This window comes from Rubneribacter sp. (assembly GCF_965361815.1).
The window spans coordinates 1-14,677 of sequence record NZ_CBDTNW010000116.1 but is presented as its reverse complement, the minus strand read 5'-3'; the positions used below and the strand labels follow the sequence as shown (position 1 = coordinate 14,677).

Sequence of the window (14,677 nt, the reverse complement as noted above, 5' to 3'; positions counted from 1 at the left end):
GAGATGTCCGAAACCGATTTCGACGCGGTCGTCGTCGGCTCCGGGTGCGCGGGCGCCGTGGCGGCCTACGAGCTGGCGCGGGCCGGCAAAAGCGTGCTCGTCATCGAGCGCGGCAACTTCGCCGGCGCGAAGAACATGACGGGAGGGCGCGTCTACTCGCACTCGCTCAAGAGGGTGTTCCCCGATTTCGAGAGGGAGGCTCCGCTTGAGCGCAAGATCACCCACGAGCGCATGGCGTTCATGGATCCTGCGAGCCAGACGGCCGTGGACTTCACCTCGCCCGAGCTTTCCGAGGAGGGCAAGGACTCCTACGCCGTCTTGCGCGCGCCCTTCGACCAGTGGCTCGCCGGGAAGGCGGAGGACGCTGGCGCCGAGTACATCTACGGCATCGCCGTGGAGGAGCTTTTGAAGGACGAGTCCGGCAAGGTCGTTGGCGTGCGCGCCGGCGAGGACGAGATCACCGCCGAGGTGGTCATCCTCGCCGAAGGCTGCAACACCGTGCTCGCCGAGAGGTGCCTGGGAAACCCGCGCCCGAAGCCCAGCCAGATGGCGGTGGGCGTCAAGCAGGTGTTCGAGCTTCCCGCGGGCGTCATCGAGGACCGCTTCCTGCTGCCGGAGGGCGAGGGCGCGGCCATGCTCTTCGTGGGCGACTGCACGCATGGCAACGTGGGCGGCGGCTTTTTGTACACGAACAAGGACTCCATCTCGCTCGGCCTTGTGGCCACCGTCTCAACGGCCGCCGACGGCGCCAACGAGACGCCGGTGTACCAGATGCTCGAGGATTTCAAGCACCATCCGGCTGTGGCCCCCATCATCAAGGGCGCGAAGCTTGTGGAGCATTCGGGCCACATGGTGCCCGAGGGCGGCTACGACATGGTGCCGCAGCACGTCTTCGACGGCTGCCTGGTGGCGGGCGAGTCGGCGGGGCTGTGCATGAACATGGGTTATCAGGTGCGCGGCATGGACTTCGCGGTGGCGTCGGGTCAGATGGCGGGCCAGGCCGCTGCGCGCGCTCTCGATGCGGGCGACACGAGCGCGGCGGGCCTCGCGTCCTACAAGCAGGCCATGGAGGACTCGTTCGTCATCAAGGACCTGCGCACGTTTTGCAAGTGGCCCCACGTCATGGAGGGCTGGTCCAGCATGTTCGCCGACTATCCGGTCATGGCGAAAGAGGTTATGAACGCGCTGTTCAGTGTAGACGGCAAGCCGCAGAAGCCCCTCATGAAACGCATGATGCCCATCGTGAGGAAGCGCGGCCTCATCAAGCTGGCCAAAGAGGTGAGGAAGGCGGTGAAGTCGCTGTGAGCAAGGTGGGGAAGATCACGGTCAACGTCGACGGGTTCCTGGCGCTCGACAAGTACGAGGTGGACGAGGAGAGCGCTCACATCGAGCTGGCGGAGGACGACGGGTCCGAGGGGTACGCGGAGGAGTTCCTCAAGCTCGTGCGCGTATGTCCGGCGGCGCTTTACAAGATCGACGAGGACGGCAAGAGGTCTTTCGACTACGCCGGCTGCCTGGAGTGCGGCACCTGCCGCATCGCCTGCGAGGGCACCATCGTCGAAAAGTGGGACAACCCCCGGCCCACCATGGGCGTGGAGTACCGGTACGGATAGGGTGCCATGAGGCAGATACAGCAGGCCGTCCAAAACCTCGGTCTGTCCCAGCACCATTTGCAGACCATGACGCTTCTGGCCATGACGTCGGTCGAGCTGGAGGCGCACCTCGACGAGATCGCGCTCGAGAATCCCGTGATCGAGGTGGTCCGTCCCGACGTCGAGGTGGCCTTCGCTGCGGCGTCGCCGGGCTGGGATGGGCTTGTGGGAGGCGAGGGGCTGTCCTCGGACAAGATCGGCGACGTTCAAGATACCCCCTGCATCGAAGAGTACTTGCTCAGCCAAGTTGCCGTTGCACGGCTTTCGGAGCAGGAACTGCACGTGCTTCGCTATCTGATCGGCATGATCGATGAGAGCGGCTACCTTTCGCAGTCGCCGGAGCAAGCGGCGTCGAGTCTTGGTGCCGAGGCGGCGGTGGTCGTGCGCATGGTGGAGCTGCTCCAGTCCCTCGAGCCATGCGGCATCGGCGCGCGGTCGGTGCGCGAAAGCCTGTTGTTGCAGCTTGAGGCGCTGCATCCCGATGCCGTGCTGGCTCGCGGAATAGTGGCCGACCATCTGCCCCTTTTGGCGAAAAACCGTGTGGGCGAGATAGAGCGCGCCTTTCCTGGAACGTCGCGTCAAGAGGTGATCGAGGCGATGGGGCTTATTCGCAGCCTCGATCCTCGACCTGGGGCGATGTTCGCTCGCGAGCGAACGCAGTACGTGCTGGCGGACATTGTGGTCGAACAGACCGACGAGGGGTTCCGGGTGGAGCTAGGGCCTGCGGCAAGCTACGATGTGGTTCTCGACCCCTCCTTTCGCGCGAAGGTGAGGGAGGGGGCCGACGGATCGGCGGTTGAATGGGTGGAAGGCAAATACCGCCAGGCGTACGGCCTGCGCGCCAGCCTCAGGCAGCGACGCGAGCTCATGTTGAGCATCGCCGAGCAGTTGGTGGCCAGGCAGAAGGCGTTTTTCGCCTTCGGGCCGCGTCATCGGCGGGAGGTGACCATGGGCCAGGTCGCCGAGGATCTGTCCGTCAGCGTTTCAACTGTGAGCCGTGCGGTCAAAGGGTCCTTCGTGCAGTGCCGTTGGGGCGTGGTTCCCATGAAGTCATTGTTCTCGCACTCGACCATAGCCCGTCCCCCCGCAGGCGGCAACCTCCGCATGATGTTGCGCGACATTGTGGAAGGCGAAGACAGGTCCTGCCCTCTGAGCGATCAGAAGATCGCGGAAGAGTTCGCACGCCGCGGCGTGGAGCTGTCGCGCAGGACGGTCGCCCGGTTCCGGCAGGAACTGGGCATTCCTCCTGCTTCCGAGCGGCGTTACCGTTGAGCGTGGGGGCTCTCGGGGGAGGGGGCTTCATCATGGCGTCCTTCCAAGGGTGATGCGATTGTTGTTGCGCGGGCCCGCTGAAACCATGATAGCGGACGGACTTTACGCGCCGATGGCGCGTTTCCAGCGGAAAACCGGCGCGATCTTGCGCGGATCCAGCATGTTTCCCACATGGATCTGACGCAAACCTAGCGCGCCTCCAGCGCGGATCCAGCGGCGTTCCAACGTGGTTCCAGCACGCCCCCAGCGTCCCAGGTCGGCGCTTCGGCCGATTCTCGGATGGCGGTCGCCTTCGACGGTGGAAATCCGTTCCCCTCCCGCCGGATTGCCGTTCGTGGTGAAATGAAGGGATGCTTGTAGGTTTTTCCCGCGCATCGGTTTGGGGACGGTGCGCGCGGACGCGCATCCTTATAATGGTGGCGAAACGCACTCTCGCATTCGGAAGGATTCGAGTTCATGGATATCATCCTCATGATCGTTTACGCCACGCTCGTGCTGGGATTCCTCGTGTTCATTCACGAGGGCGGGCACTATTTGGCCTCGCGCGCGTTCGGCGTGCGCGTGACCGAGTTCATGCTGGGCCTGCCCGGTCCCAGCATCGGGTTCACCAGGGGAGGCACCAAGTTCGGCGTCACGCCCATCCTGTTGGGAGGCTACGCCAAGGTGTGCGGCATGGAGCCGGGCGAGATGAGTCCCCACCTGGAGAAGGTCCTCGCGTCCCTGTACCGTCGCGGCACCGCCAACATGGAGGACGTGGCCGCCGACTGCGGCATCTCCGACGACGACGCCTACGCGGCGCTCGAGGAGCTGACGGAGTGGGGCAGCGTGCTGGGGCCGACGAAGAAAGACCAGTACAACACCTACCGCACGCCCGCGTTGAAGCCAACGAAAAAGCAGGTCAAGGCCGCGCGTGCGGCAGGTTTGCCCGATCCCGCCTCCTACGGGGCGGGCGAGCCTCGTCCCGTGGACGACCCGCGCGCCTTCTTCGAGAGCGAGTACCGCCAGCAGTACCGCAGCCTGCCGTTTTGGAAACGCGCCGTCATTTTGGTCGCCGGCGTGGCGGTGAACCTCCTTTTCGCCGTCGCGCTGTTCGTCGTCCTGTTCTCCGTGATCGGCGTGGACATGCAGAATCCGACGACGGGCGTGGTGCAGCATGTGGTGGTGGGTCCGCTGCAGGCCGTGCAGGTGGGGTTCTCCTATATCGGACTGGTCGTGCAGATGATCGCGGGGCTGTTCAATCCCGCCACCGCGGCCGACACCGTGTCCAACTCCTCGTCCATCATCGGCATCGCGGTCATGTCCAAGGATGCGTTCGACATGGGGCCGGTCTATGTCATCCAGTTCGTGGCGTCCATTTCGGTGTCGCTCGGCATCATGAACCTGCTGCCCATTCCGCCGCTTGACGGCGGCCGCCTGGTGGTCGAAGTGTTCCAGAAGATCTCGCGTCGCACGGTGTCCATGCGGGCGCTCAACTATCTGTCGATGGCCGGCATGGCGCTGTTCGTCTGCTTCTTCCTGATCATGGCGAACCAGGACATCCAGCGCATCATATCGGGGGCGGGATTCGGCGCGTAGGCCGCAGCGCGCTTTGCGCGGCTTCGCGTCCGCGTTCTGCGGGCGCCCCTCCGTGCCGCGTCGTCGAGCTGCTCCGCGAAAACCCTGTGCATTTGCGCCGTCTTGCGCGCGATCGGAGGTAGAATAGGCCGATACGCTCGCGCGCCCCGGCTTTTCTCCGCTTGGGATGCGGTGCTGTCAGCGCATGCGATGACAGCGGCGGGCGGAAGGACGAGGAACGGAGGCCCGATGGCATCATGCGCCAAACCGAACGAGGCCACCCGCCGGGTCATGGTGGGCGGCGTGCCCCTGGGCGGCGGCGCGCCCGTCGCGGTGCAGTCGATGCTCAACGCGCCGGCCGACGACGTGGCGGCCAACCTCGCGCAGATCGATGCGCTCGCCCAGGCGGGCTGCGAAATCGTGCGCATGGCCGTCCCGCGCAAAAGCTGCCTCGATGCGTTTTCGGCCGTGTGCGAGCAGTCGCCCCTGCCCGTGGTGGCCGACGTCCACTTCTCTGCCGACATCGCCGTGGCGGCCGCCCGCCGGGGCGCGGCAAAGCTGCGCATCAACCCCGGCAACATCGGCGGGCTCGATGCGACCGACGCCGTGCTGGACGCGGCGGGCGAGGCGGGCATCCCTATCCGTATCGGGGTGAACGCGGGTTCGCTCGATGCCGAGCTGGCGGCGCGCGACGATCTTGCGCTTCCGGAGAAGCTGGCCCGCTCGGCTGCGGACTACGTGCGCCACTGCGAGGCCCGCGGTTTCCGCGACCTGGTGGTCAGCGCGAAGGCTCACGACGTGATGACCACGGTGCGCACGTACCGCCTGCTCAGCGAGGAGCTTCCGCACGTGCCCCTGCATATCGGCGTCACCGAGGCGGGCACGGCGTTCCAAGGACTTGTCAAAAGCGCGTGCGGCTTGGGCGTTCTTTTGGAGGAGGGCATCGGCGACACGCTGCGCATCTCGCTCACCGACGATCCCGCGACCGAGGTCCGGGCGTGCTGGACGCTGCTCGCGGCGCTCGATTTGCGCCGTCGCGGCCCGGAGCTCATCAGCTGCCCCACGTGCGGGCGCTGCCAGGTGGACCTCATCGCGCTCGCGCGCGAGGTGGAGGAGCGCATCGCCGGTCTGGACAAGCCGCTCAAGGTGGCGGTGATGGGCTGCGTGGTGAACGGGCCGGGCGAGGCCGCCGACGCCGACATAGGCGTGGCGTGCGGCAAAGGGTCCGGCGCGGTGTTTTCCAAGGGAACCGTCGTCCGCAAGGTGGAGGAGAGCGCCATCGTGGACGCTTTGATGGAGGAGATAGGAAGGCTATGACGAACGTGAACATCATGCGCATGAGCGAGCTGTACGCGCCCACGCTCAAAGAGGACCCCGCCGACGCGGAGATCGCGAGCCACCGGCTGCTTCTGCGTGCGGGCTTCATCCGCAAGACGGCCTCGGGCGTGTACACCTTCCTGCCGCTTGGCAAGAAGGTGCTCGCGAAGGTGGAGAACATCGTGCGCGAGGAGATGGACGGCATCGGCGCGCAGGAGATCATGATGCCGGCCCTGCAGCCGGCGGAGCTGTGGTACGAGTCCGGCCGCTGGAACGACTACGGCCCCGAGCTCATGCGCCTTGAAGATCGCCATGAGCACGAGTTCTGCCTCGGACCCACCCACGAGGAGCTGCTCACCGCCCTCGTGCGCAACGAGCTGCGCTCCTACAAGGAGCTGCCCGTGGCTCTCTACCAGATCCAAGTGAAGTTCCGCGACGAGATCCGCCCCCGTTTCGGGCTTCTGCGCAGCCGCGAATTCATCATGAAGGACGCGTACAGCTTCCACGCCACCCAGGAGTCCCTGCAGCGGACCTACGACGAGATGAGCGAGGCGTACGGGCGCATCTGCGAGCGCATGGACATGGACTACCGCCCCGTCGAAGCCGACTCCGGTCAGATCGGCGGCAGCGTGACCTGCGAATTCATGGCGCTTGCCGAAGCGGGCGAGGCTGAGCTGGTGCATTGCTCGTGCGGATACGCCGCCAACGTGGAGGCCGGCGACTGCCTGGCCCGCCCCACGGTTCACGACGTGCCGAAGATGGAGAAGGTGGCCACGCCCGGCGTGCACACCATCGCCGAGCTCGCGGAGTTTTTGGACATCCCCGAGTCCTCCACCGTGAAGGCGCTCTCGGGCAAGAACGACGAGGGGCGTCTGACCGTGCTGTTCATCCCCGGCGACCACGAGCTCAACGAGCTCAAGGCCGCGCGTGCGGCGGGCGGCTTCACGCTGCTTTCCGACGAGGAGATGGAGGGCTTCGGCCTGCACAAGGGCTCGATGGGCCCGGTGGGGCTGCCCGAGGAAGCCTACGTCATCGCGGCGCGCAGCCTGCAGGCGGTACCGAAGTGGGTCGTGGGCGCCAACGAGGACGGCTACCACTACGTGGGCGCGCGCCTTGGCGAGGACTTCCAGGTGGACGAGTGGGCCGATTTGTGCGTGGTGCGTCCCGGCGACAGCTGCCCCGCGTGCGGCCTTCCGCTTGAAGGCGCGCGCGGCATCGAGGTGTCGCAGGTGTTCCAGCTCGGCGACAAGTACTCCCGCGCCATGGGCGCCACGTTCATGGCCGAGGACGGCTCCGAGCAGCCTTTCATCATGGGCTGCTACGGCGTGGGCATCTCGCGCTCCGTGGCCGCCATCGTGGAGCAGCACAACGACGAGCACGGCATCGCCTGGCCGCTGTCCGTGGCGCCGGCGCACGTGTGCGTGATTCCGCTTACGGTGGGCGACGACGAAGTGCAGCCTGCCGCCGAAAAGCTGGCGGCCGACCTGGCGCGCCTCGGCTTCGAGGTGGCCATCGACGACCGCAAGGAACGTGCGGGCGTGAAGTTCGCCGACGCCGACCTCATCGGCTGGCCTTTGCAGGTTATCGTGGGCAAGCGCGGTCTGGCCGAGCAGAAAGTGGAGGTGAAGCGGCGCAGCAACGGTGCGCGCCGGGACATCCCGCTTGCCGCGCTCACTGACGCGCTCGCGTTCTCGCAGCGCAACGCGAAGGTGTGGGGTTCCGAAGTGAGCCTGTTCGGGGCGCTGTTCGAATAGGAGCTGCGGCGACTGTCGGCTGCCGGGGCATCCCTCATGGCGAGGCCCCGGCGCGTTCAACGTGGGAAAGGGAGAGCATGTCTTGTTCGATAGAGGCCGTTTTGTTCGATCTGGATGGAACGCTGCTGGACACCTACGACTTGCTGTTGTCCACCTTTCGCCACACCACGCGGAAAGTGCTGGGCGAAGCGCTGCCCGACGAGCAGCTCATGGCCAAAGTGGGGCAGCCGCTTGTCGTTCAGATGTGGGACTTCACCGATGACGAGTCGGTGCATGACGAGCTTTGCCGCGTGTACCGCGAGCACAACGCCCTGGTCCACGATGACCTGATCAAGGTGTTCCCCGACACGAGGGATATGCTCGACCGCCTGAAGGACGCCGGGTTTCCTCTTGGCGTCGTCACCTCGAAGCGGCATGAGCCTGCCATGCGCGGCCTCGACCGTTTCGCGCTTGCCGGTTACTTCGATTTCCTCGTGGGGTCCGACGATTGGCCCGAGCACAAGCCGGCTCCGGGCCCTGTGGCGCGCGGATGCGCGCTTTTGGGACGCAGCCCGGGGTCGTGCCTGTACGTGGGCGACAGTCCTTTCGACATCCAGGCGGGCAACGGGGCGGGGTGCCTCACCGCGGCGGCGCTTTGGGGCATGTTCCCGCGCAAAACGCTCGTGGCCGAGCGCCCCACGTTCGTTTGCGGCAGCTGCTCGGAGGTGGCCTCTCTGCTTGAGGGCGGATTGCGCTGACGTGCGAGGGGGCTTTTCGGAGCGGCGGGGGAGAGGGCGTGGCCTGCTCCCCGCACGGCGTTGCCCTTTCCCCCGTTTTGGTGCATCATGGTTCCAAGATCGAAAGCGCGCGCTTTCGACGGGTCACGGCGAAGGAGGCACTCATGGCGCATCTCGGTGACGGTTTCAAAGACATTTTCTTGGCGGGCGTGGGGGCTATGGCCATCACGGGCGAGAAGACCAAGGAGCTGGTGGACCAGCTCATCGCAAAAGGCGAGCTCACGGTCGACCAGGGCAGGGAGATCAACTCGGAACTCAAGCACAAGGCCGAAGAGGCTGTCACGGCCGTGCGCTATGACGCGCTGGAGGCCCGCATGGCCGCCATGACGCCAAAGGAGCGGACGGAGTTCGCCGCGAAGGCCGCCGAATTCGCCGCGAAGGCGAACGCCGGGGCCGAGGATGCCTCGGACGAGTCGGGCGGGGAGGTCTCCGGTGCGGACGCACCGGAGACGGGCGCGTAAATCCGGGCGGCGTTCGGGCGCATGGCGGACAACACCCTGCTTAAGTACTTCTTCAGTTCCGGCGCGGACGTTGATCCGGAGAACCGGTTCCACCTCAGCCGCAAGACGCGGGCGCGCCGGCTGAAGGAGATATACTCCATCCTTCAGAAGCATCGCTTCCTCAAAGGGTTCACGCCCGAGGAGTTTCGCGCGGTGCTCGAGGATCTGGGTCCCAGCTTCGTCAAGATCGGGCAGACGCTGTCCACGCGCTCGGAGATACTGCCGAAGGCGTACTGCGACGAGCTGGCCAAGCTCCAGACGGAATGCGAGCCGCTGTCGTTCGAGAGCATCCTGGCGGCGCTTGACGACATTTACGGCGCGAAGCGCGAAGAGGTTTTCTCGGACATCGATCCCACGCCGCTTGGCAGCGCGTCGCTTGCGCAGGTGCACAAGGCCCGTCTTGCAAACGGCGACGTCGTGGCCGTGAAGATTCAGCGTCCGGGCGTCAAGGCCACCATGGCGCAGGATATCGACATCATGCGCATGGTGGCCCGCCAGGCGTCGCGGTTCATGAAGGACGAGCAGATGCTCGACTTGCGCGACGTGGTGGAGGAGCTGTGGGCGACGTTTTTGGAAGAGACCGACTTTCAGCGGGAAGCGGCCAACCTGGAGGAGTTCGCCCGGCTCAACAAGGACGTGGCGTTTATCGACTGTCCTAAGGTGTATCCGGAGCTTTGCAGCGAGTACGTGCTGGTCATGGAGTACATCGACGGGATCCCCATTCTGGCCGCCGACAGGCTTTTGGCGGCGGGGTACGATGTGGGCGAGATCGGCGAGAAGATCCTCGACAACTACGCGACGCAGATCCTCGACCATGGGTTCTTCCACGCCGATCCCCACCCCGGGAACCTGCTTATCCGCGGCGGCAAGATCGTCTACATCGATTTGGGCAACATGGGCAGGCTGTCGCCACGCGATCGCGCCGGTTTCGGCAGCATCATCGAAGCTGTGGGCATGGAGAGTTCCACCGAGCTCAAAGACGCCCTCATGTCCTTCGCCGTTGCGAAGGACAACGCGGCCATCGATCACACGCGCTTCCTCGCCGATCTCGATCTGCTGCTTTCGGACTATGGATCGTGCGACGTCGCGGACATAGACATAGGCCAGTTCCTCACAGACATCCTCATGCTCACGCGTTCGTGCAAGGTCACCTTGCCGTCCTCCATCACAAGCGTGTCCCGCGGTATCGTGACGCTGGAGGGGACCATCGCCCCCTTCATTCCCAACGAGAACGTCGTCGGCATCATCAACGCGCACATCCAGCGGTCGAAGGATCCGCGCGACGAGCTGGTGGCGGGGATGCGGGATCTGGCGATGGCGCTGCGCTCGTCTGCGGGTGGGACGCTTGACGCCGCGCGCTATTCAGGCGAGGCGCTCAAGATGCTGACGCGGGGCCAATTGAAGGTGAACATGGAGGTTCTCGGTAGCGAAGCTCCGTTTTCCAAGCTGTCGAAGATCATGAATCGCCTCACGGTGGGCGTCATCATCGCCGGCCTTTTCATCGGTTCGAGCATGCTGGCCCTTTCTGCTATGGAACCCCGTCTTCTGGGCGTCCCCGTGCTCGCCTTCTTCGGGTACCTGGGGGCGGCCGTCCTCTCTATCTGGGTGCTGATCGGCATAGGCAGGCGCAAGCTGTAGGGTCCTGCTTGTTTTCGCCTGCTGGCGAAGGTTTTCGTTTCTGCTGGTGGGAAGAGGGGCAACTTTGAGTTGCGGAAAATTCCAAGCAGAATCGGTCGCATTTTGTCCTCCGCAACCGTAATCTGGTCATCAGATTTGGGCGATCGGGGCGAGAAAGGATATGCGATGAACGTGGAAATAGCGGAGCGCTTGGCGGCGCGGCGCAAGAAGGCGGGTCTGTCCCAAGAGGCGTTGGCCGAGAAGCTGGGCGTGTCCCGGCAGGCCGTATCGAAATGGGAGCGCTCGGAATCATCGCCCGACACGGACAACCTCATCGCGCTCGCCCAGCTTTACGGCGTGTCGCTCGATGAGCTTCTGTACGTGGGCGCCGACATCGAAGACGATGTGACGTTCGAGGCGGCCGACCGAGCCGCCGAGCGCGCGGCAGGGGAGTCCGCTCGCGCTTTCGCGTCGGGCGAGTCGGGCGGGTCGGCGGAGGAGGGGACTGCGAAAGTCCGCGTCGGTTTTGACGGCATCCACGTGGACGATGGCAAGGAGCGCGTGCACGTGTCTTGGCGCGAGGGCATCCACGTGTCCAGCGCCGCAGGCGACGAGGTGCACATCGGCCGCGGCGAGGCAACGATCAACGGCAAGCCTCTGAGCGCGTTCGAGAAGGCATGGGTGAAGTTCCCGTTCCCGCTCGTGGTGGTTGCCGCCTATCTGTTGCTCGGCGCGTTTTCGAGTCTGCAGGGGCTTGCCAACATGTGGGGAATCGGGCTTTTCCTGTTCTTTGCCATTCCGCTCTATTATCTGGTCGGGCGCGCTATTGGACAGAGGCGTTTTGCGCCGTTTGTCCAAGGCGCGTATCCTGTTTTTGCGGCAGCCTGGTTCTGCTTCATGGCCTTCGTGGAAGGCGAACCCCATCCGGCATGGGTGGCGTTTCTGACCATCCCCCTTGTCGAGTGGCTTGCATGCAGCGTGTCACGTTGGTGGCGCAACCTCGGGCGCGACAGGTCGGAGGCCGGGCAAGGCCGTGTGGACGAGGGGGAATCCTAAGCGGCCTTGCCCGGCGTCGGCGGACCTTAGTTTCGAGGCTCGGCGCAGGACCCCGGCGCATCGTTCTCAAGGGCGGCCAGCGCCTCCTCGATGCCAAGCCCGTTCTCCTTCATTGCGCGAAGCATTTCGATCGTCCGGGTCTTTTCTTCCGACCGTCCTTCCGCACGACCCTCTTCACGACCCTCTTCACGACCCTCTTTGAGGCCCTCTTCACGACCCTCTTCGAGTCCTTTCGCGTGGCCCTCTGCACGCCCTTCGGCCGCGGCGTGGGCCTTCGCATCTCGGATGTCCCATTCCAGCCAACTCATGTTCTGGATCCACTCCTCGTCTTCATGGGCTTGCTCCACTGCGTGCGCGAGCTTCGACGTGAGAGGGTCGGCAAACGCCACCTTCTCCGTTTCCACGAATTGTAGCAGGCTTGCGATTTCCGGGCGAGCCTGCTCGAGATCGCCCTGGGAGTTCAGGACGACATCAAGGGAACCGTTGTCGAACGCGACGTCCGGATCCTCGTCGCAGCGGCTCCTGAACGTGTAGGTGGGAAGCCCTTTTCCGAAAGGATCGCGCCTGCAGATGAATATCACGTACACGGGTCTGAGGTCTTCGAAATCGTCTCCTTTGTTGAGCATGCGCCTGTCGAGCTGGGAGCGGTAGTACCGCATGCGCTTGGGCAGGCTTTCCTGCTCGTAGCTTTGCATCTCCACCTCGAATGCGGCCCGGTCGCTCTTGGCGAACACGTCGAACCGAACGCCTCTCCGCACGATGGCGGGGCCTTCGGATTCAACTTCAATCGCCTCGATGCGGTCGATGCGGATGTCCAAGATGCGTTCCAGTATCTCCCTGCACAGGTCGGGATTGTCTTGCATGACCTTTGCGAAGACATAACGATTCGAGAACGGCAGCCGCCTTTCCATGGATTCACCCTCTTTCGCCCCCTCTGCGATTCGAGGATCTGATCCAGATCCTGCAGGCGTGGTGCGGGCCGCGGAGGGGTTGCTGCGGCCATCTATGGGCAAGCGGACAAGATGTCGTTCGCAAGCGCCTGCTCGGGCTTTCTGACAATGGTATAATAGCATGTATTACAAACTTTTGTACAGAAAATTTTGAAAAAAAAAGGGGGGGGATCATGAGACGGCGCTCGGCATCTGCGGCAAACTGCTGTGCGGCTGTGCGACCTCAAAAAAGAGCCCCGGTTCAAAACGAACCGGGGCTCTTTTTTTGCTTGGCCAACCTTGCGCTCCGCAGTTTCCCTCGACCGCGGGATGGCCGCCTTACACGAACTTGCTGTAGTCGTAAGTGCTGCGGCCGTTCGGTTTCTTGGCGGTCTTTTTCCCTTGGGCCTCGGCTCGCTGCTTCTTGGCAACGCGCTTCGCCGCATTGGTGTAGTTCTTCGAGGGCTTGCGCTTGAAGCCGGCTTCGCTGCGCTCAAAACCCTCCCGACGCTTGCCGTCGGGGCGATCGTTTTGACGGCGCTCGGAGCTGCGCCCTTTGAACTCGCTTCTGCCGCTTCCCGGACGCCGGGCGCCTCCGTGGCGGTTCCCTCCGTAGCTGCGGCTGCTCTTGGGTTTCCCGCTCCGCGCCCCGGCTCCGCGGCGCTCGCCCTTCTTGGGCTTTTCGAGCAGGGACAGGTCAAGCTCGAACGTCTCAAGCTCCATAAGCGGAATGTGCTTGTCGATGAGCTTTTCGATGTCGGCGAGCAGGCGGCGATTCTCGCGGGTGACGAAGGAGATGGCGTAGCCTTGCTCGCCCGCGCGACCCGTGCGTCCGATGCGGTGCACGTAGTCTTCGGGCATGTCGGGCAGATCGAAGTTGATCACGTGGTCCACATCGGGCACGTCGATGCCGCGCGCAAGCACGTCGGTGGCCACAAGAACGGAGGTCTTCCCGCGACGGAAGTTCTCAAGCGCGCGCCGCCGCTGGCCCTGCGATTTGTCGGAATGGATGGACTCGGCGCTGTATCCCGCATTGCGCAGCTCCTCGGCGCACTCCTCGGTGCGATTCTTCGTACGCGCGAACACGATGACGCGCTCCGAGCCTTTCTCGTCGAGCACGGCATGCAGAAGTTCGGGCTTCTGGAAGTTCTTGATGGGCATCATGAACTGCTCCACCGTCTTGGCGGTCTCCCCGTTCCGGGCGATCTCGACCATGGCGGGATCTCTCAGAAGCGATCCGAGGTTCTTCTGGATGGACTGGTCGATGGTGGCCGAGAACAGAAGCGTCTGGCGGCAGTCGGGAGTGGCCTCCACGATGGTGGTGACGTCCGGCAGAAAGCCCATGTCGAGCATGCGGTCGGCCTCGTCGAGCACCAGCACGCCGATGCTTCCCAGATCCACCACGCCGCGCGCCATAAGGTCCTTCAGGCGGCCCGGAGTGGCGATGAGCACGTCGGTGCCGCCTCGCAGCTCCTTGATCTGGGGTCCGTAGGAGGTCCCGCCGAACACGGTGGTCACGAAGTGCCCGGTTTTGCGGGCGATCTGCATGCACGTGCGGGCGATCTGCTGCGCGAGCTCACGCGTGGGGCTGACCACCAGCACGCGCGGCGCGCGGCCCCGGCCCTTGACGCGGGGCAGCACGGACAGCACAGGCAGCAAAAACGCCGCCGTTTTGCCGGTGCCCGTGCTGGCTGCGGCAATGAGGTCGCGGCCTTCCAAAACCAAGGGAATGGCCTGCTCCTGCACGGGGGTGGGGTTCTCGTAGCCCAAGCGGTCGACAGCCGCGAGGGCAGCTTGGGAAAGGCCGAGGTCGGCAAAGTCGCTCATCATGTTTTCCGTTTCTCTTCGTGCGCGTTGCGCGCTGACCGTTCGCATGCGTCGCCTTCTCCAAGAGGGTTCGGCGCCATGCCCCTGTTCGCACCCGCTCCAGCGGTGTGCATTGCGCTTTACCCGAGCCGCTTATCTCAATCTATTTGGCGAAGCTATGCGAACGCGAAAAGAAAGGAGTAAGAATTTCGTGTGAAGCGGCCCTACAGTATGTCCGTTTCGGCCTTTCGAAGCGACCGCGAATCGAGGAAATCGCGAAAACGCACAAAAATATCCACGATCTCTCCAAATCGGTCCATCCGTCTCTGGCGTCCGCCTTGCCCGACCCGCGAAAAGGGTTGAATCGCAAAGCCATCCGAACACTTTAGCGGAAGGGGGAGTTTTCCCAGTTAGCCGAACGCCCTATGGCCGAGGAGGATGGCG

General features: G+C 64.4%; 12 protein-coding genes. 10 read left to right on the top strand and 2 right to left on the bottom strand.

Annotation, left to right across the window (positions count from 1 at the left end):
* Positions 1-3 precede the first annotated feature (3 nt).
* The 10 genes from ACWKY3_RS08420 to ACWKY3_RS08375 all read left to right on the top strand — a co-directional run bounded on the left by ACWKY3_RS08420 (position 4) and on the right by ACWKY3_RS08375 (position 11,498).
* On the top strand, positions 4-1,305 hold the full coding sequence (locus ACWKY3_RS08420; protein WP_449315974.1) for an FAD-dependent oxidoreductase: 1,302 nt from the start codon (positions 4-6) through the stop codon (positions 1,303-1,305).
* Positions 1,302-1,613 carry a ferredoxin family protein gene (locus ACWKY3_RS08415; RefSeq protein ID WP_449315973.1) on the top strand — a complete coding sequence of 104 codons (312 nt, stop codon included), beginning with the start codon at positions 1,302-1,304 and terminating at the stop codon, positions 1,611-1,613. The genes ACWKY3_RS08420 and ACWKY3_RS08415 overlap by 4 nt, the downstream gene beginning before the upstream one ends.
* A gap of 6 nt (positions 1,614-1,619) precedes the next feature.
* Positions 1,620-2,924, top strand: a complete 1,305-nt coding sequence (gene rpoN, locus ACWKY3_RS08410) for an RNA polymerase factor sigma-54 (protein WP_449315972.1) — start codon at positions 1,620-1,622, stop codon at positions 2,922-2,924.
* 456 nt (positions 2,925-3,380) lie between these two features.
* Positions 3,381-4,499 (top strand): site-2 protease family protein, encoded by a 1,119-nt coding sequence (locus ACWKY3_RS08405; protein ID WP_449315971.1) that lies wholly within the window; start codon positions 3,381-3,383, stop codon positions 4,497-4,499.
* Between the two features lie 228 nt (positions 4,500-4,727).
* A complete protein-coding gene (ispG, locus tag ACWKY3_RS08400; RefSeq protein ID WP_449315970.1) occupies positions 4,728-5,795 on the top strand; it encodes a flavodoxin-dependent (E)-4-hydroxy-3-methylbut-2-enyl-diphosphate synthase in 1,068 nt (355 codons plus the stop codon).
* Entirely contained in the window at positions 5,792-7,549 is a 1,758-nt protein-coding gene (locus ACWKY3_RS08395) for a proline--tRNA ligase (protein WP_449315969.1), read from the top strand. The genes ispG and ACWKY3_RS08395 overlap by 4 nt, the downstream gene beginning before the upstream one ends.
* 77 nt (positions 7,550-7,626) lie before the next feature.
* A complete protein-coding gene (locus tag ACWKY3_RS08390; protein ID WP_449315968.1) occupies positions 7,627-8,286 on the top strand; it encodes an HAD family hydrolase in 660 nt (219 codons plus the stop codon).
* A gap of 143 nt (positions 8,287-8,429) precedes the next feature.
* The gene (locus tag ACWKY3_RS08385) at positions 8,430-8,786 is read left to right on the top strand and encodes a phasin family protein (RefSeq protein ID WP_449315967.1); all 357 of its coding nucleotides are present in this window, start codon (positions 8,430-8,432) and stop codon (positions 8,784-8,786) included.
* Positions 8,787-8,807: 21 nt separating this feature from the next.
* Complete coding sequence (locus ACWKY3_RS08380) at positions 8,808-10,463, top strand: ABC1 kinase family protein (protein ID WP_449315966.1); 1,656 nt, start codon at positions 8,808-8,810, stop codon at positions 10,461-10,463.
* Between the two features lie 165 nt (positions 10,464-10,628).
* Positions 10,629-11,498: a helix-turn-helix domain-containing protein gene (locus ACWKY3_RS08375; protein WP_449315965.1), complete on the top strand. Its 870-nt coding sequence runs from the start codon at positions 10,629-10,631 to the stop codon at positions 11,496-11,498.
* A gap of 26 nt (positions 11,499-11,524) precedes the next feature.
* Here the strand turns inward: ACWKY3_RS08375 and ACWKY3_RS08370 are convergent, their stop codons facing one another.
* Together ACWKY3_RS08370 and ACWKY3_RS08365 are read right to left on the bottom strand one after the other, a co-directional pair.
* A complete protein-coding gene (locus tag ACWKY3_RS08370) occupies positions 11,525-12,409 on the bottom strand; it encodes an Rpn family recombination-promoting nuclease/putative transposase (RefSeq protein ID WP_449315964.1) in 885 nt (294 codons plus the stop codon).
* Between the two features lie 357 nt (positions 12,410-12,766).
* On the bottom strand, positions 12,767-14,257 hold the full coding sequence (locus ACWKY3_RS08365) for a DEAD/DEAH box helicase (protein WP_449315963.1): 1,491 nt from the start codon (positions 14,255-14,257) through the stop codon (positions 12,767-12,769).
* Positions 14,258-14,677: the final 420 nt, after the last annotated feature.

Excerpts from the sequence above, each read along its gene's own strand:
- ACWKY3_RS08420 (WP_449315974.1), top strand. The coding sequence starts at position 4 with ATGTCCGAAACCGATTTCGACGCGGTCGTCGTCGGCTCCGGGTGCGCG.
- rpoN (WP_449315972.1), top strand. The coding sequence starts at position 1,620 with ATGAGGCAGATACAGCAGGCCGTCCAAAACCTCGGTCTGTCCCAGCAC.
- ACWKY3_RS08405 (WP_449315971.1), top strand. The coding sequence starts at position 3,381 with ATGGATATCATCCTCATGATCGTTTACGCCACGCTCGTGCTGGGATTC.
- ispG (WP_449315970.1), top strand. The coding sequence starts at position 4,728 with ATGGCATCATGCGCCAAACCGAACGAGGCCACCCGCCGGGTCATGGTG.
- ACWKY3_RS08395 (WP_449315969.1), top strand. The coding sequence starts at position 5,792 with ATGACGAACGTGAACATCATGCGCATGAGCGAGCTGTACGCGCCCACG.
- ACWKY3_RS08390 (WP_449315968.1), top strand. The coding sequence starts at position 7,627 with ATGTCTTGTTCGATAGAGGCCGTTTTGTTCGATCTGGATGGAACGCTG.
- ACWKY3_RS08385 (WP_449315967.1), top strand. The coding sequence starts at position 8,430 with ATGGCGCATCTCGGTGACGGTTTCAAAGACATTTTCTTGGCGGGCGTG.
- ACWKY3_RS08380 (WP_449315966.1), top strand. The coding sequence starts at position 8,808 with ATGGCGGACAACACCCTGCTTAAGTACTTCTTCAGTTCCGGCGCGGAC.
- ACWKY3_RS08375 (WP_449315965.1), top strand. The coding sequence starts at position 10,629 with ATGAACGTGGAAATAGCGGAGCGCTTGGCGGCGCGGCGCAAGAAGGCG.
- ACWKY3_RS08370 (WP_449315964.1), bottom strand. The coding sequence starts at position 12,409 with ATGGAAAGGCGGCTGCCGTTCTCGAATCGTTATGTCTTCGCAAAGGTC.
- ACWKY3_RS08365 (WP_449315963.1), bottom strand. The coding sequence starts at position 14,257 with ATGATGAGCGACTTTGCCGACCTCGGCCTTTCCCAAGCTGCCCTCGCG.